This is a genomic window from Streptomyces sp. RK9 (assembly GCF_045070545.1).
GTDB classification, from domain to species: domain Bacteria; phylum Actinomycetota; class Actinomycetes; order Streptomycetales; family Streptomycetaceae; genus Streptomyces; species Streptomyces alboflavus.
The window spans coordinates 2,142,447-2,165,967 of sequence record NZ_CP173704.1 but is presented as its reverse complement, the minus strand read 5'-3'; the positions used below and the strand labels follow the sequence as shown (position 1 = coordinate 2,165,967).

General features: G+C 68.5%; 13 protein-coding genes. 3 read left to right on the top strand and 10 right to left on the bottom strand.

Going from position 1 to position 23,521, the window contains the following annotated elements; genetic code table 11:
• Positions 1-186 precede the first annotated feature (186 nt).
• The 3 genes from AB6L24_RS29960 to AB6L24_RS29950 form a co-directional block, all read right to left on the bottom strand.
• On the bottom strand, positions 187-1,269 hold the full coding sequence (locus AB6L24_RS29960) for a BMP family protein (RefSeq protein ID WP_405660398.1): 1,083 nt from the start codon (positions 1,267-1,269) through the stop codon (positions 187-189).
• Positions 1,270-1,614: 345 nt separating this feature from the next.
• Entirely contained in the window at positions 1,615-2,895 is a 1,281-nt protein-coding gene (locus AB6L24_RS29955) for an amidohydrolase (protein WP_405663429.1), read from the bottom strand.
• 371 nt (positions 2,896-3,266) lie between these two features.
• On the bottom strand, positions 3,267-3,893 hold the full coding sequence (locus AB6L24_RS29950) for a hypothetical protein (protein WP_405660395.1): 627 nt from the start codon (positions 3,891-3,893) through the stop codon (positions 3,267-3,269).
• A 575-nt stretch (positions 3,894-4,468) separates the two neighbouring features.
• Here AB6L24_RS29950 and AB6L24_RS29945 point away from each other — a divergent pair.
• A complete protein-coding gene (locus AB6L24_RS29945; protein ID WP_405660393.1) occupies positions 4,469-6,610 on the top strand; it encodes a glycosyltransferase family 4 protein in 2,142 nt (713 codons plus the stop codon).
• A 17-nt stretch (positions 6,611-6,627) separates the two neighbouring features.
• On the opposite strand, the gene AB6L24_RS29940 is transcribed toward AB6L24_RS29945, so the two are convergent.
• The 3 genes from AB6L24_RS29940 to AB6L24_RS29930 all read right to left on the bottom strand — a co-directional run bounded on the left by AB6L24_RS29940 (position 6,628) and on the right by AB6L24_RS29930 (position 9,312).
• On the bottom strand, positions 6,628-7,137 hold the full coding sequence (locus AB6L24_RS29940; RefSeq protein WP_405660391.1) for an SUKH-3 domain-containing protein: 510 nt from the start codon (positions 7,135-7,137) through the stop codon (positions 6,628-6,630).
• A gap of 982 nt (positions 7,138-8,119) precedes the next feature.
• Entirely contained in the window at positions 8,120-8,590 is a 471-nt protein-coding gene (locus AB6L24_RS29935; protein ID WP_405660389.1) for an NUDIX domain-containing protein, read from the bottom strand.
• A 2-nt stretch (positions 8,591-8,592) separates the two neighbouring features.
• Positions 8,593-9,312: an XRE family transcriptional regulator gene (locus AB6L24_RS29930; protein WP_405663426.1), complete on the bottom strand. Its 720-nt coding sequence runs from the start codon at positions 9,310-9,312 to the stop codon at positions 8,593-8,595.
• 273 nt (positions 9,313-9,585) lie between these two features.
• Between AB6L24_RS29930 and AB6L24_RS29925 the strand changes: the two genes are divergently transcribed.
• Together AB6L24_RS29925 and AB6L24_RS29920 are read left to right on the top strand one after the other, a co-directional pair.
• Positions 9,586-9,837 (top strand): hypothetical protein, encoded by a 252-nt coding sequence (locus AB6L24_RS29925; RefSeq protein ID WP_405663423.1) that lies wholly within the window; start codon positions 9,586-9,588, stop codon positions 9,835-9,837.
• Complete coding sequence (locus AB6L24_RS29920; protein ID WP_405660388.1) at positions 9,825-10,070, top strand: hypothetical protein; 246 nt, start codon at positions 9,825-9,827, stop codon at positions 10,068-10,070. Before AB6L24_RS29925 ends, AB6L24_RS29920 begins: the two co-directional genes overlap by 13 nt.
• Before the next feature lie 288 nt (positions 10,071-10,358).
• Here the strand turns inward: AB6L24_RS29920 and AB6L24_RS29915 are convergent, their stop codons facing one another.
• From AB6L24_RS29915 to AB6L24_RS29900, 4 genes are all read right to left on the bottom strand, one after another.
• Positions 10,359-10,844 (bottom strand): hypothetical protein, encoded by a 486-nt coding sequence (locus AB6L24_RS29915; protein ID WP_405660386.1) that lies wholly within the window; start codon positions 10,842-10,844, stop codon positions 10,359-10,361.
• Between the two features lie 33 nt (positions 10,845-10,877).
• Positions 10,878-17,822: a polymorphic toxin-type HINT domain-containing protein gene (locus AB6L24_RS29910; RefSeq protein ID WP_405660383.1), complete on the bottom strand. Its 6,945-nt coding sequence runs from the start codon at positions 17,820-17,822 to the stop codon at positions 10,878-10,880.
• A gap of 106 nt (positions 17,823-17,928) precedes the next feature.
• Positions 17,929-21,543, bottom strand: a complete 3,615-nt coding sequence (locus AB6L24_RS29905) for a LamG-like jellyroll fold domain-containing protein (protein ID WP_405660380.1) — start codon at positions 21,541-21,543, stop codon at positions 17,929-17,931.
• Between the two features lie 171 nt (positions 21,544-21,714).
• Positions 21,715-23,223 (bottom strand): VCBS repeat-containing protein, encoded by a 1,509-nt coding sequence (locus tag AB6L24_RS29900; RefSeq protein WP_405660378.1) that lies wholly within the window; start codon positions 23,221-23,223, stop codon positions 21,715-21,717.
• Positions 23,224-23,521 lie beyond the last annotated feature (298 nt).

Here is a 23,521-nt window from a genome sequence, read left to right as displayed (position 1 = left end):
TTCTGTCCGGTCCGTTATCGAGCTGTGGCCACCAGGCGTCGGGCGGGTGACGGCCCGGTGCGGCGGCCATCGGAGGCCTGAACTGCGACGGATTCACCGGGGCCCAACGGGTTATACGTACGACTCGAGGACGGGTGCCCGACGCCGTTATACGTACGACGTCGGACACACCACACAAAACCCGGATCAAGGCCGGGTCTTGACCGTCACCTTGCCGTCGACGATGTCCTTCTTGGCCTTCTCGACGGCGGCCACGACGTCCTTCATGTCCCGGTACGCCGGGTTGGCGTCGGAGAAGCCGACGCGGCCCGACTTGAGGTCGTAGCGCTGGGTGCCGGTCATCGGCTTGCCCTCGACGACGGACTTGGTGAGGTCGTAGACGGCGCCGCCGACGTCCTTCAGGGCGGAGCCGAGGATGTACTTCTTGTACTTGGCGAGCGCCTTCTGCTTGTACTGGTCGGAGTCGACGCCGATCGCCCATTTCTTCTGCGACCCGGCCTCCTGGATCACGCCCTGCCCGGAGAGTCCGGCCGCGTGGTAGAGCACGTCGGCCCCGGCTTCGAGCTGCCCGCTCGCCGCGTCCTGCCCCTTGTCGGGGCTGGCGAATCCGCCCTCCTCGGGCTTCTCCGTCAGATACCGCTTCTCGATTTTGATCTTCGGGTCGACGGACTTCACGCCCTGCACGAAGCCGGCCTCGAATTTGTGGATGATCGGGATGTCCACGCCCCCGATGAATCCGACGTGTTTGACCTTGGTCGCCTTCGCCGCGGCGACTCCTGCGAGATACGAACCCTGTTCCTCGTGGAATACGAGATCCGCCACGTTGTCGGCCTTGACGGTGTCGTCGTCGACGATCCCGAAAGTGATCTTCGGGTACTTCTTCGCGACTTCCTGAACGGCGGGCGCGTACACGAATCCGACGCCGATCACCGGGTTGTAGCCCTGCCGGGCCAGGGTCTCGATGCGCTGGGTCTTGTCGGCGCTGGACTCGCCGTCGCCCGGCTCCATGGCGATGCCGCCGATCTTCAGGTCCTTGCGAGCCCGCTCGTAGCCGGTGAACGCGGCGTCGTTGAAGGACTGGTCGCCCCGGCCGCCGATGTCGTACGCGAGGCCGATGCCCTTGCCGCCGTACGTCCCGTCGCCCTTCTTCCCCCCGTCGTCGTCCTTGGCGGCATCGCTGCTGGTGCCGCCGCACGCGGAGGCCACGAGGGCGAACGTCGCCACCGTCACGGCCACTTGGGAAATCCTCGATACTCGACGCCGACGCATAGGACGCACCCCTTACGTTTCGAACGTTCCCCAACGCACCGGTGACGGCGCTGATTTCGGCGCACATTAACGCGCGTAGAAAGGGAGGGGAACGGTTTCGGCGGTGGCCGTTATCGATTCGTGGCGGGGTGGGTCGGGTGGTGTCGGGCGGTACGGGTTACGCCCGCGTAAGGGGAGTTACGCGGGCGTGGGGCCGGGGGTGGTGGCCCTGATGCGGAATGGGTCGCGCCGTCTGTGCCGAACGCATCGCGTCGTCTGTACTGAACGCGTCGCGTCGTCTGTACCGAACGCGTCGTCCCGTTGTGCGGAACGTGTCGCGTCAACTGTGCGGAACGGGTCGCGCCGTTATGCGGAACGCGTGGCGGCGTCGATGAGGGCGGCGGCCGTGAAGAGTTCCACGCCGACCGTGATCGCGTGTTCGTCGGCGTCGAAGTCGCCCTGGTGCAGATCGCGGATGCCGCGCTCGCCGGGGGTGCGGACGCCGAGCCGGGCCATGGCGCCGGGGACGCGCTCCAGGTACCAGGAGAAGTCCTCGCCGCCGAGGCTCTGCTCGGTGTCCTCGACGGAGGCGTGCCCGCGCCGGGCGGCCATGGCGTCCCGGAGCAGGTCCGTGACCACCGGTTCGTTGACGACGGGCGGGACGCCGCGGACGTAGTTGATCTCCGACTTGGCGCGGTAGAGGTCGGCGATCTCCTGGATGGCGGCGTGCACGAGGTCGGGGGCCTGCCGCCAGGCCGCGAGGTCGAGGCAGCGGATGGTGCCGGACAGCTCGGCGTGCTGGGGGATGACGTTGCAGGCGTGGCCCGCCTCGATGCGGCCCCAGGTGACGGCGAGGCCCGAGCGGGCGTCGATGCGGCGGGCGACCAGGGCGGGGACCTCGGTGACGACCTTGGCGGCGGCGGTGACGAGGTCCGTCGTCAGGTGCGGCCGTGCGGTGTGGCCGCCGGGGCCGTCGAGCGAGACCTCCAGGCGGTCGCAGGCGGAGGTGATGGGTCCGTGCCGCAGGCCGATGCGGCCCGCGTCCACGCGCGGGTCGCAGTGCACGCCGATGATCCGGCCGACGCCGTCGAGCGCGCCGCACTCGATGGCGTCCGTGGCACCGCCGGGCAGGACCTCCTCGGCGGGCTGGAAGATCAGCCGCACCGGGTGCGGCAGCAGCCCCTGCTTGGCCAGCTCGGCGAGGACGAGTCCGGCGCCGAGGACGACGGTGGTGTGCACGTCGTGGCCGCAGGCGTGGGCGCGGTCGGGGACCGTGGAGCGGTAGGACACGCCTGTCTTGGTGTCGGGGATGGGCAGGGCGTCGATGTCGGCGCGCAGGGCCAGGACGGGGCGGGCGGGGCGGTCGGCGTGGGCTGGGCGGTCGGCGCGGGCTGGGCGGGAGGTGCCTGCGGGGGTGCCTCCGATGTCGCAGATGAGTCCGGTGCCGATGCGCAGGACGCGGGGTTCGAGCCCCGCTGCCTCAAGGCGGGCCTTGAGGGCCGCGGTGGTGCGGAACTCCTGGTGGCCCAGCTCCGGGTGCATGTGCAAGTCGCGACGGAAGGCCACGAGTTCGGCGCGCAGCTCTTCTGGCAGCGCGCCGGGCAGATCTCCGGGCGGCACGGACTCGGATTCGGACTCGCGGGACATCAATTGGTTCACCCTGTGAAGGGTAAGGCGACCGAAGGGTCAACTAAGGCTCGATCAACAAAAGTTCAGCCAGATTGAGGTAAGAAAGCTGGCCGCGTGCGCATGTCCGGCTGGTACGGCGGGTATGAAGAATAGTTACCTCCGCTAGGCGGAGAGCGATCACCGCAGGTCAGGGGGGTCCACCTCTGGGTGTGGGGTCATCCTTGCGACGGAGGGGTTTCCAAGATCGCGCCAAGCGGCTGACGGGCAGCGCGGCGCGCTCCGGCCCGTGGGACGACGGCGCCGCCCCTCCCCTGCCGAGGGCGGCGCCGTCGTGGTTCACCCGCTCACGGGCGTACGCCTGCTACTGGCTCCTGGCCATCGGCCGCCGACTACCGGCCGGCGAACTTCCAGACGTACGGCTCCCCGTCCTCCTTCTCGGCCCAGTGGACCTCAAGGGCCTTGGAGCCCTTGGGCACGAGGTAGGTCTCGCAGAGCACATGGCTCTCGCCCTGCTTCCAGCCCTCGATGTCGAGCGGGTCGTCGCAGCCGGGCGCGTCCTCGGAGGCACCGATGACGAGGCCCCCGCGCCGGCCGTCGGCCCAGATCTCCGTGGTGTCGGCGGCGTCGGGCGTCTCCTTCACGACGCCACCGCCCTTGTGCGTGAACTTCAGGTGCGCGACGGCGGGGACGAGCCCCTTGGCCTTCTTCGGGTCCCGCACCAGCTTCTGCGTGTCGGCCTCGGTCCCGACGTCGACCTTCCGCGCGAGGACTTCGTACGTGACGGGGGTGGTGCCCTCCTTCACCTTGCCGGTGGCGCTCTTGCCGGTGCCGAGCGCGCCGCCGCCGCCCGGCTTGTCCCCGGCGGGCTTCTCCTTCGAGTTCCCTGCCGGCGCCTCGTTGTTGGATTTGCTGTTCGACTTCTTCGAACCGCCGTCGTCCCCTCCGCACGCGGTGAGCGTGAGGGCGAGGACGGCTGCGGGCACGCCGAAGCGAAGGATGTTCTTTCGGTAGAGCAAAGGTGACTCCTGATACGGAAACTGAGTGAGCGGCAAGCGTAGGAGCCCGCCACACGGGGAGTCCAGGCGCCCCCTCCCTGTGACGCAAGCCTCGCACTTGACATACGCAAACACCGACAGAGAAGACGAGTTCAGACAGAAGCACCGGAAGTAGCCACTGCACCACGTGTTCTGACGAACCATTCGCCACGACAAATCAGCAACGATGCCCAATCCTCCCCGCCCGACGCTCCGAACGTAGGGAGTCACGGCCCGGTCCCGGGCCCTCTGGCCTTCCGGGGCTCTCCCGGTCCCCGGAAGCGGTCGGCGCCACCATCGCCTCCCCGCGAGGCGGCGCCGACCGGCTCCCCGGAACCTCGAATTCCCACCCTTTTATGACCCGCGTTGACACCGCAGCCCTCGCCATGAATTCACTTTCCCCACACACAGGGAAAGACCGAACTCCGGAAGAGATCCGTGTCGCGGTGGCGATGAGGCCTGCCCTGACGACGAACCGACGACACGGCGACACCGGCGACACGGTGACACCGGCGACTCCGACGACACGGCGACGACGACCCGAGGGGCCCGACAAATTGAAGATCGAATTCCTGCTCCACAACGCGTACGGAATCGGCGGCACCATCCGCTCCACCGCGAACCTCTCCGGCGCGCTCGCGGCCGCCGGGCACGAAGTGCAGGTCACGAGCGTGCACCGGGTCGCGGAGAGACCGGAGTTACCCTTCGACCCACGCGTACGACTGCGCTCCCTCATCGAGATGCGCGAGGACTCCCCCGCGTACCAGGGCGACCACGAACTGACCCGGCTCCCGAACAGCATGTTCCCGGAAAAGGGAGTGGACTTCGGCCGCCTGCGCTACACGGCGCTGCACGACAAAGTCATCGCCGAATACCTCCGTGAGACCGACGCGGACGTGCTGACAGCGACACGTCCGATCCTCAACGGCTACCTCGCACGCCACGGAAAAGCACGGAAATCAAGCCGCCGCGGATATCTCCGCATCGGCCAGGAACACCTCTCCTACGACGCCCACGGCGACCAGCTCCGCGGTGACCAGAACGCCGCGATCGCCACGGGCCTGGACGCCTTCGTCACGGTCTCCGAGGCTGACGCGGCGCTGTACCGGGCGGCACTCCCCGACGTACGTACGAAGATCCTCTGCATCCCGAACGGCGTCACCGCACCCGCGGTCCGCCCGTCCCCGCTCGACTCGAAGATCGTCGTGGCGGCGGGCCGACTCGTCGCGGTGAAGCGGTACGACCGCCTCATCGCCGCCTTCGCCAAGGTGTCCGCCGAGTACCCCGACTGGACGCTGCGCCTCTACGGCCGCGGCCCCGACCGGGCCCGCCTGCGCCGCCGGATCGACGAACTCGGCCTCTACAACCAGGTGTTGATGATGGGCCCGGCCGCACCCATCGAGACGGAGTGGGCCAAGGGCGCGATCGCGGCGGTCTCCTCCGACATGGAGTCGTTCGGCATGACCATCGTCGAGGCGATGCACTGCGGCGTCCCGGTCGTCGCGACGGACTGCCCGCACGGCCCTGCGGAGATCATCTCGGACGGGGAGGACGGGGTGCTCGTGCCGCTGTCGGGTGGGGTGGACGCGTACGCGGACGCGCTCAGTTCCCTGATGAAGGACCAGGACCTACGCACACGCCTGGGCGCGGCGGCCCGCACGAAGGCGTCGACGTACGTGCCGTCGGTGATCGCGCGCCGGTACCTCGACCTGATCGAGAGCCTGCGCCCCGAGCCCCCGTCCCGCCCCCGCCTCACCACCCGCGTCCGCAGAGCGCTGACGGGCCCCGACCGCCCCACACCACCCCAGCCCCCACTGCCCGCCCCTCCCCTCACAGCTTCCGCCCGCATCACCCCGGCCGGCGATCTGGCCGTCGTCCTCGCCCCCGCCGACCTCCCCCGAGGCCCCCTCGACCTCCTCCTCCGCAAACGCAAGGACCCCGAACGCCGCGAGATCCGCGTCCCGGTGCCACCCCTGACCCCCGTGGCTCCGGGGGTGGTGGAGTCGATCGTCACGGTCGACCGCGCGGCGCACACACTCCAGGAGGGCCGCTGGGACTGCTACATCACCCTTCACGACACCCCCGGCAGCACCCCTGCCCGCACCCGCCTCCGCGCCCACCTCATCGAAACGGCCCCCCTCCTTACCCTCCCCCCGACCGTCACCCCCGAGGGCCTGACCTCCTGGATCCCGTACGCCACATCCGACGGCTACCTGGCCGTGCGCACCTGGCTGCGTCCGGCGCACGCGGAGGTGGACCAGGTCCTGGTCGGCGAGACCTCGGCCACGGTGACGGCCCGCCTACTGGGCCACGCCCAACTCCCACCCGAGGGAACGACGGTGACCCTCACCCCCCGCACCACGAGCCCCCCGCACACCCCACCGACCGCTGACATCACCGTGCCGGCCCACACCCTGTCGCCGACCCACTTCCACTTCACGATCCCCTACGCCGAAGCCCAGTCCCACCACGGCACGGCGGACCACACAGTCTGGGACCTCCACGTGCACACCACGGCGGGCCGGGTCCCCCTGGGCCGCATCACGGGAGACACGGTCGAACGCAAGAAGACGAACACGTACCCCGCAACAGAACTCCCCCACACCGACCCCACCGCCACCACCCGCCTGAGGCCCTACTGCACAGCCACAAACGCCCTCGCCGTAAGCGTCCGCACCGTCCCCAGCAGCCAGGCCTGACCTGCCTGCACCCGCCTTCACAGGGCTACGACCGGCGGCCAAGGATCGAGCCCCGGATCCGAGTAGAGACAGACCAACGGCCGTTTCGCGCAAACCGCCAACTCCAGGGACTCCTCGAAGGTCGCCCCCAACTCCCAGATCCACCCCATGCCGGCGGCGACGACTCTTCCTCCGGCTTCCAGGAAGACGCTCGAATGACTGAGCCATTCACCGATTGGGAAATAGTCCCCACCGAGGACACCCTCCACCTCCACAGCCAGATCACGCTGACCTGCCCCGGCCTCAAGGGGATCGAAGTTGTAAGGCTCGTCATTGCTGAAGTTCGGGCCGACCCGATTGACCGGCTCGACCGAGAGTCCACCCACCACAGCGAGGACCTCTTCCGCCAAGGGGTGGACCCGATACCCCTCACGCTCCAGCGGCTCCACCCACCGGTCAGGGTCAACGGCCCGCTCAGCACTCCACCCGGACGCGACAAGCGCCCCGAGAAGATCTCGGCCGAGCGCATCGGATCGAATCGCAGGCATCAGCGATCCCAGCCCTCCCTCACCCCGGACGAGAAGGTGCCGACAGGGCCGCCTTCGGAACGGATGACCCGAATATCGAAACTTCGCCGAGAATGATTCATTGCACCACGAATTTCATCTCGCCGACATTCGGCTCGAACTAACGGCAGCCCTCATGGCTCCTCTCCCCTGGGTCAGCCGTCTTGAGAGAACGCCTGCTGGCCACGGGAAGGTCGGTATCCCCCAGCGGAATGACGCCCTCGCGCCGCACGCGAGAAACGGGTGAGACCACCGAGCATCGCCTCCCCGTTCCCGCGAGCGTCAAGAGCTACCTACCCTCTTCTCTCAACACGATCTGGACCTTTGACGGAAACTGTGGATCATCCACCATTACCGAACAGATCACAGAGCCACGGAATCCCGTGAATTGCATTCGAGCGTAATCATTCGGGTCGTGCAGTACGAGCCATCCGGATGGACACGGGAGTGACACTTCAAAGAGGTTCGCAGTCGGCGTGGAAGACGGAGCCGACTTCCACACCTCACATTCGACAGGACCGTCAACACCGGCCTGAACGCCGAAGATCAGTGAGCTGCCCTCTCGATACCAGCTGCTCAAGACCGGATCCCAGTCGCTGACGTCATCGTCACTTCCTGCATCCCGCAAGATCAGACATCCATGCTCGATTTTCGCCAGGAATGAAACCACAGGACCATTAGCTACCATTCCTTATTGCTCTTTCCCTGTGAAAGTCGCGAGACGACTCCACCCTACCTTCTGACGCAGGGCAGGCAATACGGCAGCCGTTCGCGTTTCCTGATTCATTGATCAGATCACGAACGCCATCTTCCTCAATATCACCGTTCTCCAGGGCTACCCCCTATCAGGCGTTGGCTACGCTGCTGCCTCTACCTACTTTTTCGCAGGTCAAGTGCGGTTTGCTGGTCCGGTGAGGTGCGTGGTTTTCCGGGGTTGTTGCCGTCGCCACTGCCGTCAGTTGGTTCAGCCCAGGTACGGCTTCTCGCGCTGTTCCAGGAAGTGCTGGAGCCTGAGCCGTTGGGTGTGGTGCATCGGCATCTGCTCGATCTCTTCCGGCGGCACGAACCGGAGTTCGGTGGACTCGTCGGAGATCTCCAGTTGGCCGCCGGTGATGCGGGCGGTGAAACAGACGTTGAACTGGCGGCGGACCTCTCCGTCGGTGTAGGCGATGATGTGTTTCGGGTCGGTGTAGGTGCCGACCAGGCCGGTGATCTCGACGTTCAGGCCGGTCTCTTCCTTGACTTCGCGGACGGCCGTGCCTGGCAGGGAGTCGGTGAGGTCCATTCCTCCGCCGGGCAGCGCCCACAGGTCGTTGTCGCGGCGGCGCTGGAGGAGGATGCGACCGTGATCGTCGGTGACGACGGCGGATGCGGCGACGACCATGCTGTTCGGCTTAGGCGCGTTCGGGTCGTCGTAGTACTCGGTGCGGACCACGGTCAGCCTTCCTCTCGTACGGGGGTTGCCGTCGTCCACACCACGTCGAAGCTCTCGGCGTAGGTGTCGAACATGCCGCCTGCCTCGTGCTGGCGAAGATGCCATACGGGGGCGGCGTAGGCGTTGACGCCCCAGACGTGTGCGTTGACGAGTTGCTGGTCGTCGGCGCGGTACAGGGAGTTGTAGAGCGTGGTGCCGTGGGTGCGGACTTCGATGCCCGGGGTGTCGGCGAGGGGTCTGTAGTGCATGAGCGCGAGGCGGCAGCGGGATTCGATGCCGTGGCCGAACCGCTCCTCCTGGCCGCGGACTTGGACGTTGTCGCTGTCGGGGTCCCCGATCGCGATGCGGATGGTGCAGCCTTCGGCGGCGCGTTCGGTGAGGAGTTCGTTCAAGCGCGGGTATGCCTCGTGGAGGAAGACGGCCGCGTAGACGAGGATGTCGATCCGTTCCCGCGCCTGGGCCATCAGGTCGGTGAACGTCGAGACGGGGAGGTCGGCCCGCTGGTCGTAGAGCGCCACCAGTTCGGGGCTGATGGCGCGGGCTGGGCGGGCCTGGCGGAGCGCCGGCCAGAGTGCGTGCACGTCTTCTCCCAGGGCTCGGGCCGCCTGGAGGGCAGTGGCACGACGTGGGATGCGCCCGAGGTTCACCCAGCGCTCGACCGACTTGGGGTCGACCTCGACCTGCTGAGCGAGTGCGGCGTACGTCCAGCCTCCCGCCGCCATGACGGCTCGTAGTCTCTCGTTCGGCACGAGTCTCCCCCTTCGTCTCAGGACGACACCAGGGACGTTCTACGCGATGCAGGACGTCCCGAAGTGGGGTTTGGTGGAGGTTCCTTCGTCCCGGTGACCGGCGTGAGGATCGGTGCCGACCCTGCGGCACCAACAGGCCCAGGGGCACGCATCCACGCCGCGGAGGAGCGTCACCGTGCGAAAGAGCGCCACCCCATGTGTTCCCGCCCTGCGACTGGACGCCGGGTCGCGCGCCGCCTCGCCGGGGTGGTCACGATGACGGCCCCCACCCCTGATCCCGGCGGGCAGACCGTCTCACCCAATACCGGCGCCCTGGTGGTCGACCGGCGGAGCGGCAAGGCGGGCGTGGTGATGGGACATGTGGGGCCGTACGTACAGCTTCGACCGCCACGCGGCGGCCGGGAGTGGGACGTGCCGCCCGAGGACGTTCGCCCACCGACTCCGACGGAGGAGTTGAGCGCGAAGGTGGCCGTGGCCAACCGGAGGTGGGGACCGTGACCCTTCGCTCGGTCCTGCGCTACGAGACCTGGACGCTCCAGCCCGACCGCGAGCCGGACGCGGAGCCGGTCCTGTACGCGATGCAGTGCGCCGTGGACGGAGAGACCTCGCCGACAAGCGAGGACTTCGCCGAACCGCAGGACTGGGTGCTGCGGCACTGCGGCCAGAACCCGTCCCACCACACCTACCGGGAGATCATCACCCGGCCCTGGCGGACCTGGCGCCAGATGTGACCTGCCTCGCTCGCCCGGGCGGCGCCCATGACCGTGAGGTTCTGGCCTCAGCCCCAGAAAGTCAGCCACAACGGCCGCGTTCCGGACGACAGCACCGCCGGGGTATCGACGCCGCACGGTACGTACGACTCCGCCTCCAATGCCAGGCCATCGACACCCTCGGCAACGGCGACGACGCCCCCCGACGACCCACCCGCCGCATCCCTAGTCCGCTGACGTTGCCGTCAAGGCACCCAAAAGCCCCACCGGCACCATTGCCGGTGGGGCTTTCAGATTCACGATTCCAGACTAATTCCGCGGAATCAGAAGAACGTTCTGGGCGCCACCTTCTGAGAGCCACTCCTCGGATTCATGGAACTCTACAAGTTCACGAACCGATACCCGAACGTCCGGGTCGACTGTCTGAATAGCTTCATTGAAGGCATGCACTGCTGCCGGACCAGAACGGGTCAGGATTAGCAGCACGTTCCCACTCTGATCCTGAGGGATGGAAATAAGCCCCTTGGACGCCTCGGCCACCCCCTGACCGAGGTCCGAATGAGGGAAGCGACCCAAAGCAGCATGCGCCGCCTGGTAGGCCCCGTAATCCTCCTCGGCCTTCAGGGAAGAAACGATCGCAGCGACACCGGAGGGCCCTTCACTTCCAGTCACTGAATCGGCCAGCTCGACATACCGATTCCAGCGGCGCTCAGCCTCGCCAGGCGGGGTGACCTCGTCATCGTCTTGCACCAGGTCACCGCACTCCACGATCTCTACTTTCCAGTCTGACGACACGTGAGTCCAATTCCGTTCCGTGCGATTTCCTGGCTAGGGGTTCTGCCCTGACGCCCACTTCCGAAGGGCCTTGTTTTGACTGAGACTCATCCACATTTCCGTGATTGCCCCGTCATATTTGTTGCCAAACCGGGAGCGAATGTCATCCACATCCATCTGCATCGCACCCCGGAAGTCGCCGCCATCTATCAACTCCTTCTGCCTCATGCGCCACGCCTTCGACTCAAGAGGAGATCCGGTGCTGTAAACGGCACGATGGTCAGCATAATCCATTCGAATCGACGGCCCGCTGTACTTACTGAGAGGACTGGACGAGTTGGCAGGAATGTGGTTGATCTCGTTTCCCGCCCCCGCAGGTTGCAGGTCTCCGTATTTCCCACCATTCGCGCCACCGCAGTTGTGAACGAGGACCGGCGCAACCCCCGCCCCCACATAGTACGTATGCAGATCCGCAACCGTCAGGTTGTGCACCGCCGCCGACTGCGTCCACCGCTCGACGGCCGTGATCTGGACGTACGTCCCCGAACTCGTCCGCAGCCACTGCCCCGGACGCAGGTCCGTCGCGTCGAGCCACCTGTCCAACTCCGGGACCCAGAAGGGGTGTCCGTCCGTCGCCGTGACGGAGGCCGTCCTGGCGGACTTCTTGCCGTCGACGTCGAGCGTGACCTTGACGAGGTTCTTGGGGCCCTTGCCCTTGATCTCCGCTGTGACCGTGCGGACCTTCGTCTTGCCGGTCTTGGGGTCGGTGGCGAGGACCTTGTCGCCTATGTCGACGTCTCTGATGGATTTGGTGGAGCCGTCGGCCATCAGGATCTTGGTGCCGGGTGTGAAGCTGTTGGCGGCACATGACTTCTCGGCCGCGTCCTCCAGCTTGTCGGCCTTCTTGTCCAGGCTGCGCCACTTGCCGTAGCTGCTCTTGAGTTTGTCGAGCAGGCCCCAGACCCGTTTGGCGAGTGCGATGCCCTTCTTCCAGTTCCACACGTATTTCTTGGCGAGTTGGCCGATCTTCGCGCCGATCGCGCTCGTGACGACGTTGAGGATGGTCGCCCCGCAGGAGCCGAGGCTGCCCGTGCTGAAGCAGTCGAGGGCGTCGGTGATGCCCAGCTCGTCCTGGACGATCTTGCCGAGTTCCTTGGCGGCCAGGACGGCACGGCTCTGCTCGACATTGGCCCTGGTGCGGACGATGACCGCTTTCCGCTGGGCCGGTGTCTTGTCGAGCATGTAGTACTTCTTGTAGACCGGCGTCGGCTTGGAGGTCCAGCCGCCGTTGTCCTTCAGCCGGCACTGGACACCGATGAGGGCGCACTCGTCGGGCTTCTCACCCGTCGGGTCCGACAGCGTCACAGGGCTGTTGTTGGCGTACGCGTACCCGTTGATCTGCTGCGGATCCTGGAAGTCGATCAGCGGGTCGACCGAGATGAAGCGGCCGTTCTCGGGTTCGTACTCCCGGGCCCCGATGTGGGTCAGACCGGTGGACGCGTCGACGGGCTTGCCGAGGAAGCCCTTGTCGTCCACCCAGGGATCGGTCACACCGGCGTCGCGCGCGTTGCCGAAGGGGTCCATGCGACGCCGGGTCACGGCACCGGACTGGGCGTCGACCGCCGCGAGCGACGTCCCGTGGTGGTCGCCCGCCAGGAACTGCACGCCCTTCGTCGTACGCATCGCCACCGTCTGGCCGGCGAAGGAGTAGTAGCGGGTCGCCTGCACCGCGCGGGTGTCGGTGTTCAGGCTGAGTTCCATGCCGGGCAGGTACAGCGTCTGCTCGCCGGGTTCCTTGCGCAGCAGGCGGTTGCCGCCGGCGTCGTAGGAGAAGGCCGAGGCCTCCGTGTCCGGCTTCGCCGACTTCGTCAGCTTGCCCTCGGCGTTCCAGGTCAGGTCCTGCGTGGTGCCGTTGAGGACCCTTCGGCGGGTGTTGCCGGAGGCGTCGTAGGCGAAGGTGTCCTGCGACTTCACGGCGGGGCCGCTGCCGCCTGCGGGCGTGTCCGTGACGACCTTGGTCAAGGTGTGCGGGCCGCCATTGCCTTCCGCGTCCTTGCCGTAGGTGTACGTCCGCGTGACGTCGGGCTTGCCGCCGACCCCGTGCAGGACCTGCTTGCTGCGGTTGCCGGAGGCGTCGTAGTCGAAGTCCTGCCAGTACGCCCCGGGGCCGCCGAGGGTCGGCGCGGTCGGGTCGTCCGCGCAGGCCTTGTTCTGCTTGCCGGTGCCCGCGGCCTCGTCGGCCGCGTTGGCTGTCGCCCAGGCGGACTTGAGCCTGCGCTGCCCGTCGTAGCGGAAACACTGGACGTCCGCCTGGCCGCCGGTGGGCGTGTCGGCGACGGAGGTGACGTTGCCGGACGCGTCGTACGTGTAGTCGGCGTCGTACGTCACCGCGTCGACACCCGAGACGTCCACCCGGGAGTTCGAGAGCCGGTCGGTGCCGCGTTCACGCTCGAAGGTGAGCCAGGTCTTCTTGCCGTCCGAGCCGCCGATGGTGCCCAGCTCCAGCTGCTGGAGCTGGGAGGTCGGGGCGTACGACGCCTGTCCGACGTACGCTCCCTGGCGCTTGCCGTCCAGGGTGGACAGGAGCTGGGTGGGGCGCTGCAGCTCGTCGTAGGTGTAGGTGAGCGTCTCGGAGCCGAGGCCGCCCGCGGCGGGGACGCTCTGCGACTGGACACTGCCGTCCGGGTTGTACTGGGTGCCGAACTCGTAGGTGCCCGCGAGTTCGGCGGCCGTGTCACCGCCCAGCGCCACCTTCGTCAGCGTCGGCTGGTACATCTCGTCCAGCTGGACGTTGAGCGTCGAGGTCTGGACCTTGCCGTTCTCGTACTTGTACGTGCCGTACGGCTGGCCCTTGGCGACGTGGTCGTACGTCGTCGCGGTCAGCTGGGTGCCCTCGTCGGGCTTGCCCTCCCACGTGGACGTCGGACGGCTCAGCTCGTCGTACTTCGTGGACACGCTCTTGCCGCGCATGTCCGTCGTGGCGATGAGCCGGTCGAGCACGTCGTAGGAGTACGTGGACTTGCCCGTGTCCGGGTCGGTGGCCGACGTCTTGCGGCCCCGCTGGTCGTATCCGTACGACCAGGTGTTGCCCGCCGGGTCCTCGACGGACTTCAGCTGTCCGGCCGGGGCGTAGGTGTAGGACGTGGCCTCGTAGTCCGCCGCGGTGCCCGTGGGCACGGGCTTGTCGCCCTTGTAGCGGCGGATCTCGCTCGTCCTGCCGCGGCCGTCGGTGACCGTCGTGGTGGGCACGGCACCGGCCGGCGGATCGACGTGGACACGGTCGCCGCCGTAGGCGTACGTGGTGCGCCACTTCTCCTCGTCGGCGACCTGGAAGATCTCCGCCGTCTTGCGGCCCGCGCCGTCGTACCGGGTCACGGTCTGGCCGTCCACCTCACCGGTGGGGCTGAAGATCTGGTCCGTGGGAGCGAGCTTGGTGTAGTAGTCGGTGGTCGTCTCGACCACGTTGCCGAAGGCGTCGTGGCGCGTGTCGGCGATGATCCGGCCGCCGCCCGGGCCCTCGGACTGCTGCTGACGCGGCCTCAGCATGCCGTCGTAGAGCGTGTACTCGGTGCCGTAGGACGTGCCGTTGTTCTCGATCTTCTCCGTCTTGACCGCGGTCGGGGATTTCTGACGGATCAGATAGCTGTACTTGATCGACGGGGAGAAGTCCTTGTCCCTGTTCCGGTCCGGCATCCACACCGAGGTGAGCCGTCCGAGGGCGTCGTACCCGAGGTCGCTGCGCTTGCCGTTCATGTCGACCTGCGCGGACGGGGATCCCCAGGAGCGGACGTACTCCGTGGACACCTGCCAGCCGAGCGGATTGGTCTCCGTCTGCTTGGTCGTCAGGCCGTCGGTCTCGGTGTACTTGAACGTGGTCTCGGTGCCCTTGGCGTCCTTGACCTTCAGAGGCCGCCCGAACCTGTCGAAGTCCGCCGCCGCGGTCTCGGTCACCGTCTGGTAGGTGGCCGTGGTGCCGTCGTGCTTGGACAGCCGCTGCACCTTCGTGGTGTCGCCCTGGGTGGGCGCCTCGCCCAGGCCCTTGCCGTCGTAGAACGTCAGGTCGTCGGAGATGACCTGGGTCTTGCGGTCCGGCTTCGTGTCGCACGTGACGGCGACCTTCTCGACGCGGGAGACCAGGTCGTAGATGTGCGCGGCCTTGCTGTCCGCGAACTCGGTGCGGACGCACTGGTTGTCGGTGCCGTCGCCGATCTCGCCGAAGTCGTCGGTCTCGACCGCGCGGCCGGTGGCGGAGTCGTACCGCGTGGTGGCGACCACCTCCTGCCACTTGCCGCCGCCGAGCGCGGTGTACGTCCGCGTGGTCTGGGGGCGCACGTAGTACGCCTTGCGGGTCCCCCAGTCCCGCTTGCGGGTCGCGGTGGTGTGGGTCCACGCCGTGCTGATGCTCTTGGAGACGACCTTGTCGGCGCTGAAGCCGCCGTTGTACGTGGTCGTCTCCAGCTCCTGACCGGAGAGCTCGTCCGCGTCGGTGTGCTTGGTGCCGGTCGAGTCCGTGACCTCACCGCCGAGCCCGCGCAGGAAGACATGCTCCGTGCGCTGGTCGGAGGAGCTGACGGTGCCGTTGGACTTGGTCACGCGGACCTTGCCGTAGCCGCGCCAGTCGCTGTGCGTGCGGTACTCGTCCTTGGTGATGCCGTCGGCCTTGGCCTTCTTCCAGCCCGCGTCGCCCTCGTACTCGTACGAGCTGACGCTGTCCGGTGCGTCCGCGGCGACGTCGTCCTCGGTCACCCGCTCCACCAGGTACTTGTGGAACCAGTCGGTGATCGGTTTCTCCGCGCCGGGCGGACTCCACTTCACCGGGAAGCAGGCCGTCTTGGGCGAGTCCGCCGATGGCAGGTCGTTCGCGTCGCACTCGGCGCGGCGGTAGAGGACGCTCAGCCGTCCGCCGGAGCCGTTGTCGACCGAGCTGAGGCGGAAGCGCTTCATGCTCTGGATCGGGTCGTTGTCCTTGCGGATACGGTTGGCCAGCTGAGTTCCGCCCAGCTCGACGGTCGGGGTCTCGGCCGTGCCGGACCCCGCGTGACCGGTCTGCTTGATGGTGTTGAGCCACAGCGACCGGGAACTGTCGCCGTTGTCGGTGAACAGGTGGCCGAGGTCCCAGGAGTCCACGTCCGCGTAGCCGTCGCCGTAGCGGATCTGCGTGGTGACCTTGCTCAGCTTCTTGCGGGTCCAGAACGTGGGACTGTTCTGGCCCTTGCACTTGGTGTCCGCCTTGCAGTTGAGGTCCCAGGGCACGTCGGGCCAGCGCTTGGCCGTCGCGTCCGTGAGGTCGCCCGGCTGGCAGTCCGCGGCCGCGCCCTCGCAGCGCTCGTCGGTGTCGAACACCATGCGGGCGGCGGCGGGGGTGCTGTACACCTTCTCGTGGCGCTGGCCGTAGTCGATGCGCTTGAGGTAGCCGCCGCGCGTGTAGGACTTGCCGTTCTCGTCGGTCTTCAGGCCCTGGGTGTAGTAGTTGGTCTCCTTGCCGTAGAAGTACGACATGGCGTTGCCGTGCGGGTCCACGACGTAGTCGAGGTTCCAGCGCCAGGCCTGCTTGCAGTGGGCGTTGGCGAACGTCGCGTCGTAGCAGGGCTCTTTGTCGTCGTCGCCGTAGACCGGGACGGTCCAGGTCGATCCGGTCTGTTCCTTGCCGGAGGTGTATCCGGGCAGGTTGTCCAGGCCGAAGTAGTACTCGGTGCCGTCAGTCGTGGTGACGCGCCAGTGCTCGCCGTTGTCGTCGCCGTTGCTGGCCCCGGACAGCTTCTCGACCTTGCTGTTGTCGTCGCCGCTGATCCGCCATCTGTCGGTGGCGTCGTCCAGGATCAGCTCGCCGGACGCGCCACCGGCCAGCTGGATGGTGGCGTTGCTGTAAGCCCAGCACTGGTCGCCGTTGGCCTTGCCGTGTCCCGCGTCGGCGCACGGCTTGTACCGCCGCTCGATGAAGCCGGGCTCGTAGCCGAAGCCCTGGCCGATCCAGGAGCCCTGGTTGTTGGTCGCGGCGGTCTGGCCGTCGACGGACTGCGAGTTGTAGCCGAGCGCGACCGACGGCACGAGCCCGCCCGGGGCGGGCGGTGTGCGCAGCGGGTACGTCCAGTTGAAGGCGCCGGAGGAGTTGGAGACGCTCCACTCGGCGGACGGGGCGAGCGGGGTGGCGCCGAAGCTGCCCTGGTCGCCGGAGGCCCCTGCGGTCGCCGCGAGGACGGTGGCCGCGGACCGGTCTCCGCGGGCCCCGACCGGGACGTCGGCGCTCAGGGTCCTGGCGGTGGTGTCATTGGCCGTGGGCAGCTCGCGCACGGTGGCGCAGCCGCGCTTCCGCGGCGTGCTCAGAGCACACTCCGGGAGCTGTACGAGGCGGAGGCGGGAGCCGTATCCGGCGCCGTACGCCTGGGCGAAGCCGGAGTAGTCGAAGGTGAGGCGCGCGGCCCCGGGGCGATCGGTTCCGCCCGCCGGTGCGTCCTTGGGCGCGTCGGTCCCGGCCTTGCGTTCGCCCTCGGACCCTTTCGCCCCGCCCTTCCCCGCCGCCTTCCCGGCATCGGCGACCGTGAGCAGAACGCCGTCGACGCCCGCCGCCTTCGTCTGCTCCCGGCCGACCACGCCGACCTTGACGGTGTCCGGGACCTCCGGTCCGGATCTCCCGCGTTCCTCGGGCGGCCCGATCTTCACGGGCAGGCCGGTCGCCTTGGTCGGCCGTGCCGTGGAGCCGAGCGACACCGCGTCGCTCCCGGGCTTCGGCCAGCCGACCCGGGCGGGCTTGTCCACCCGTGCCTTCTCCTCCGGGTCGGGTTTGCGGCCCTCGGGCTTGAGGTCCTTGCCGGGCACGGGCTTGCCGAGGTCCTTCTGGAGCCCCGGGCGGGTCCGGCCGTTGTCGTCGGCCGCCGCCTGCGGGACGTACTGCGGGAGCAGGCTCACGGCCAGGGAGACGCCGAGGGCGAGGATCACCTGGCGGCGCGCTCCTGGGTGTGCCGACCAGGAGGGCAGGCGGAACCGACGGGACGTAGACATGTCATCACTCCGGGAAGGTCGCGGAAGCGGAAGAGGGGGGTGTCAGCGGGGTGTGCGGCGGACGGGACGGCCGGTTCTCGGCGCCGCCCCGTCCGGCTGCCCGCGCCTACGTCACCGTTCCGTCCAGGTTCACGCCGGACTCCAGGCGCGCGACGGTCGCCACCAGGGCTTCGTCGAAGGCCCCCTCGAAGACCCGCACTTCGTCGATCGCGCCGGAGAAGTACTGCGACCCCGACGTCAGCCCGGAGCGGCCCACCTGCACGCCGGCCGTGGCGAAGTCCCAGTCGTTGGGCCACTTCACGACCTGGTCGGTCCACTGGCCGTTCACGTAGAGCCGGACCTCTTCGAAGAGCGCGTTGTAGGAGAGCGCGAGGTGGTCGCCGTCGCCCGAACTGCTGGGCTGGACTCCCTTCGCGGTGACCTCCTGCAGGGCCGCGTCCGGCTTGTCCTTCTCGGTCAGCCGCAGCTGCCAGCGGCCGGAGTCCTTGTCGAACCGCACGGTGGCCGCCGAGCCCTCGGTCCCGGGCAGCGAGAACACCGTCTGGTCGGCCGTGGCGTCGGGCGAGGCGAGCCTGGCCCGTGCCGTGACCGTGAAGCTGGCCTTGGACTTCAGGAGTCCGGCCGGGCGGCTCGCGTAGCCGTCCTTGCCGTCGAGCGCGAGATGCCCGTCGCCCCACACCGGCTGCTCGGCCGGCTTGCAGTTCGGGTCGAGGACGTCGCAGGAGTCGTCCGCCTGGTGGACGGACGCCCCGCCGCGCATCGTCAGGCCCTTGCCCTCGGAACGGTCCGGGACCACCCCGCCGGCGGACTCGTCCATGTCCCAGTAGGCGCGCTGCAGCGGCGGGATCCCGCCCAGGCTCTGTGTCTCACCGGCGGAGAGGACCCGGTCGAAGGCCTGGACGTCCGCGACGGTTCCCTTGAGGTGCGCGGTGTACCCGTCGGGCTCCAGGGCGCGCCCGATCTGCAGCGAGCCGGTCGCGTTCCAGGTGGTCGGGCGTTCCTGGATGTCTCCCTGCACGAGCGTGCCGTTGACGTACATGCGCATGGTGCCCTGGGTTCCGGCCTTGACCTCGTCCTTGTCGTAGACGCCGACGAGGTGGGTCCACTCGCCGGGCACGGGCCTGGGTCCCAGGACCTGCCACGAGACCATCGAGTCGATCTCGCTGTCGGGTGCCAGGAAGGACCAGCGCCTGGACGTGGCGTCGTATCCGAGCGAGAAGCCCGACTGGGCCGTGCCGTCCTGGCTGATCACGCTCATCGAGCCCTTCGGCAGCTCGGGGAGCTGCACCCAGGCCGCCACGGAGAACGTCTTGTCGGTGTCGACGACGTGCTGACCGGTGTTGAGATAGGCCCCGCTGCCGCCGTTCAGGGTCGCCGCCGTGCGCACGGAGCCGTGCGGGCCGTCCTCGCCGAACGTCACGCCCGATCCCGCCGTCGCCGCCGGGGTGCCGTCGTTGCCCGCGGCCTGCTTGGACCCGACCGGGTCCGCGAGAGCCCAGGAGGCCTTGGCAGAGCGTCCCTTGGCGACCCGGAACCGATAGGACCTGCTGATGTCCTTGCTGTTGCCCGCCCGGTCCTCCGCCCTGACGAACAGGGTCATGGGGGCTTCCCTGCGCGGCATCCAGCGCACGGTGACCGGTCTGCCGGGTGCGCTCGGCGTGACGGTCCGCTCCTCCTCGCCGGTGAACCGGTAGCGGTACTTGACCACGTCGGTCCCCTCGGAGTGCAGCTCGAAGGTGCCGTAGTCACCCACGCCCGGGTGCCACTTGTCGTCGTCGGGGTACCTCTCCGACTTCACTCCGGGCGCGTCGGGCTTGGTCGAGTCGAGGATGAACTCGCACCGGGTGCCGGAGCCTTCGTGGCTCCACGGCCCCCAGGACGCGTCCGGCCCTTCGATGTCGTCACCGCCGCGCACCCACCACCCGATGACAGTGTTCTGCGGCAGCGTGAAGGAGCCCGTGCCGTCGCCGGGAATGTCCTCGCCGACCTTGTAGTCGAATCCGGCGACGCCGCTGTTCCGACCGCGCTGCGACACCGACTGTTTGTAGCCGGTGGTGACGACGTGTTTCTTCTCGTCGCCGTTCTTGTCCGTCCAGAAGATCTCGAACTGGGCCCTGAGCTTCTCCGAGTTGCCGTGCGCGTCCCCGTGGTCCGGGTCCCAGATGTCCGCGGACAGCGTCGGCACCTTCTTCGTGTAGTGCTTCGTGGCCTCTCCGTAGGCGCACTCGCCCCCGTAGTTCATGGACAGGTCGTCCATCCTCGGCTGGTAGGGCGCCCTGTTGTACGTGACTTCCAGCGCCGCGTTGTTGCAGAACCGCTTCCACGACACGTACGAGTCCTCGCTCGCGGCCTGCAGCCCGAACGTGGTGGTGTCCCAGCCGCTGGACGCCGCCTTCTGCAGGGTGCCCTTCACGTTGAACCGCACGTTCTGGTTGGTGGCCGAGCAGGAGCCGGTCGGGTTGGTCGGCGACTCCGACGTGATGTGGTCCTTGCTGGAGGGCCTGTTGGACCAGTTCGTACGGGAGTTGATGGCGCTGCCGCCGGAGCTGTTCACGCGGTGCAGCTGCACGGAGCGGGCCTCGCTGTTGTACGTGTGCACCAGCGTGATCGCGAACTCGGCCTCGAGGATCCGCTTGTCCTCGAAGCTCCCGGTCGGCATCGCGTAGTACTGCCGCTGCACGTCGTCGCTGCCGGTGCAGCGCACGGAGAAGTTCGCCGGGCAGCGGCCGACGCCCTTGCCGGACTCGACGCCGTCGTCGGAGTTGGGGAACTTCCAGCCCTCCAGGCCGGGCTTCGCGGACGACACCCAGGTCCACGCCGTGCGGCTCTTCGTCCTCGCCACCGGGTCGATGATCACCGGGAAGCGGGTGTGGTCGCCCCGGAGCAGCTTCATGTCCGGCTTCAGAGTCATGACGTCGTCGCGCAGGCCGAGCGCGACATCCGCGACCCGGGCCCCGTCGCCGGGTGCGGCCTGCGGTGCCGCGCCTGCGCCCTTGTCGCGCCCCGCGGCCCGGCCGTCACCGCTCGAGTCCCACATCACCGGCTGCGGTGCCTCGAAGACCGTGCCTCCGGTCCGTCCGTCCTTGGCGACGAGTCCGCCTTCGGCGTCCCTGCGGACCTCGACGCCCCGGGCGTCGACGGGAAGGTCGATGGCGGCCAGCCTCGGATCGGCCGCCGCCTTCGCGGACTTGACGACCAGCAGATGCGCGAATCCCTCGGGCTCCGCGCGCACGACGAGGTCGACGTCGGGGAGCACCGCGCGGTACGTGGCCGTGGCGCCCTCGACCTCGGGTGCGGGCAGCTTGCCGGGCCAGGACAGGGAGAGCGTCCTGCCGTCGCGCGCCATCGTGGCGAACGGGCCCTCACCGCCGCCGGAAAGGGTCACAGCGGTGGGCGTGGCCTTGGGGGCGAGGGAACCGTTCGGCTGCTTGACCAGCGTCGTGTCGATGTCGGCCCACGTGCCGTCCGTCCGCGTCCGGACCGGCTGCGCGAACTCCTTGACGGTGAAGGTGCCGTCCGGGTTGGCGAAGGTCTGGCCGCGTTCGGTACGTCGGCCGAGTACCTCGACCCGCTTCCCGGACGCGTCCGCGCTCCGGGCGGCCTCGTCGTCCGTGAACGCGGTGCGCGGTGCCTTGTCCGTGGCAGCGGACGGCCCTTCGGACGGTGCCGCGGTCGCCGCGGGCAGTCCGGTGACCCCGGCCGCCAGCACAGAGGTGATCACCGCGGCCACCACGGCCGTTCTTCGCGCACGCCGTACTGCCCTGCTCTTCACCATTCCCCCTGGTCCCCCTGCTGCCCCTGCTGCCCCTGCTGCCCCTGCGTCGAAAGCCCCGCTCGCGCCGCGGGCGGAGCCGGCTCGCGCCCCGTGGCGCGTGCGGCCGCCCGGCATCGGCTACCGGATGTGCGAGCCGAACGCCTTGCCCTCGTCCGGGATGCCGTCCGCGCCCGGCTTCACCGTGCGCACCGACCCGGTGCCGTCCTCGATGTGCTTCCAGGACGCCGCGAACACCAGGCCCCTGCGGTCCCCCGACGTCTTGCTGTACGGCACGCCGACGTAGACGTCCTTGTACGTGGCCCACAGCCCGAGCCCCGCGAAGTCGCGCGACTCCGCCGGGCCGGGCAGACCGTGGCCGCGCGAGAGGACCTTGCTCCCCCGCCCCGGCGATCCGAGGGCGGAAAGGACGTGCACGGCGCCCGCGTTCTCCGCGGTCCCCACCTCCTGGTTGGGGACGCCCACGGCGAGCTTGATGGTCTCGGCGGTGCCGGTCTCGCCCGGTTCGGTGTTGGCGAGGGCGACCCGCTGGCCGAAGAAGTCCGACGCGGCGGGCCGGTCGTCGCCGCCGGACGCGAGGCGGTCGATGAAGTTGACCTCGGTGACGGCACCGGACGGCTTGATCCGCAGAACGGTGACGGCGCCCGCGTCCGCGACCGTGCCCACGTTCTCGTTGGGTGTGCCGACGGCCAGCAGCGCATCGGTCTCTGAGTCCGCGCCCGACGGCCGGTACGGGACCATCGACAGCGCCGTGCTGAAGCGGTCGTCCTTGGCGGACGCGCCGGACACCAGAGCCGGGTGGTTCTCGTCCACCCCGTCGAGCGAGGTCGGCCGCCCGTCCTCGATCGTGTGGTTGAACAGCGTCACCGCCCCGGCGAACGACTCGTCACCGATCGCCTCACCGGGCGCCCCGGCCGCGATGAAACGGCTCGTGGCCGCGAGGGTCTGCCCGAACCGGTCGTGGGCCTCGGCCACGCCGGGCACGTCCGGGTCGTCCTGGTTGACCGTGGTCTTGGCGGTGCCCTGGACGTAGTGGATGCAGCCCGCGTCCGAGAGGCTGCCGATGGCTTCGCCCGGCACGCCGATGGCGAGGTACGGCTTGCCGGCCGCCTTGGTGCCGGCCGCGAGGGCGTAGCCGAAGAGGTCGCCCGCTTCCGTCGCCGTGTCGCCGTCGAGACCGGCCTGGGTGTAGCTCTTGATGGTGGAGCCCTGGCCGATGCCCGCCGGTCGGCCGTGGATGACATAGACCGCGCCGGCGTCCGCCTGGGCGCCGTCGGTGGTGGTGACGTCCTCGTAGGGAGCGCCCACGACGAGGTCGTCGCAGCCGTCCTTGTCGGCGTCGTACACGGCGATCGACGAGCCGAACTTGTCGCCCGTCTCCGGGTTGGCGCTCATGCCGCTCAGCGACTGCGAGATCTCCGTGACGCCCTTGTCCCCGCCGAGGACGACCCGGACCAGGCCCGCGTTCGCCTTGCCGTCGACGGTCGCCTCGGGGTCGGCCACGGCCATGTCGCGAATGCCGTCACCGTTGAAGTCCGGCAGTGTGCCGGTGGTGCACGTCGCGGCGGCCGCCGGCGTCGATCCCAGGGACAGCGACGTCGTGGCCGCCACCACCAGGGCCGCGGCCACTCCCCACCTCGTCGTCCGCGCACACTCGTGCGACCTTCGACTCAACTCCACAGTCCCCACCCCAGAGTTACAGATCGCCGTCACAGAATGTTCACGGCGGAGGTGAGTAAATGCCGGGCCCACAGAAGTGGTCAATGTGACTCAGGACACACTGCGTCGCCTGTTGTCACGGCCCCTGACTGGGCGTGCGCACCCGAGGGCGAGTGTCGGCCAATGAGCCTTCACCACGTGACACCTGCGAATCAGGGGTCCGCTACAGCCTCATCAAGCCTTTGCTCACCAGTGAATCCTTAAGGGG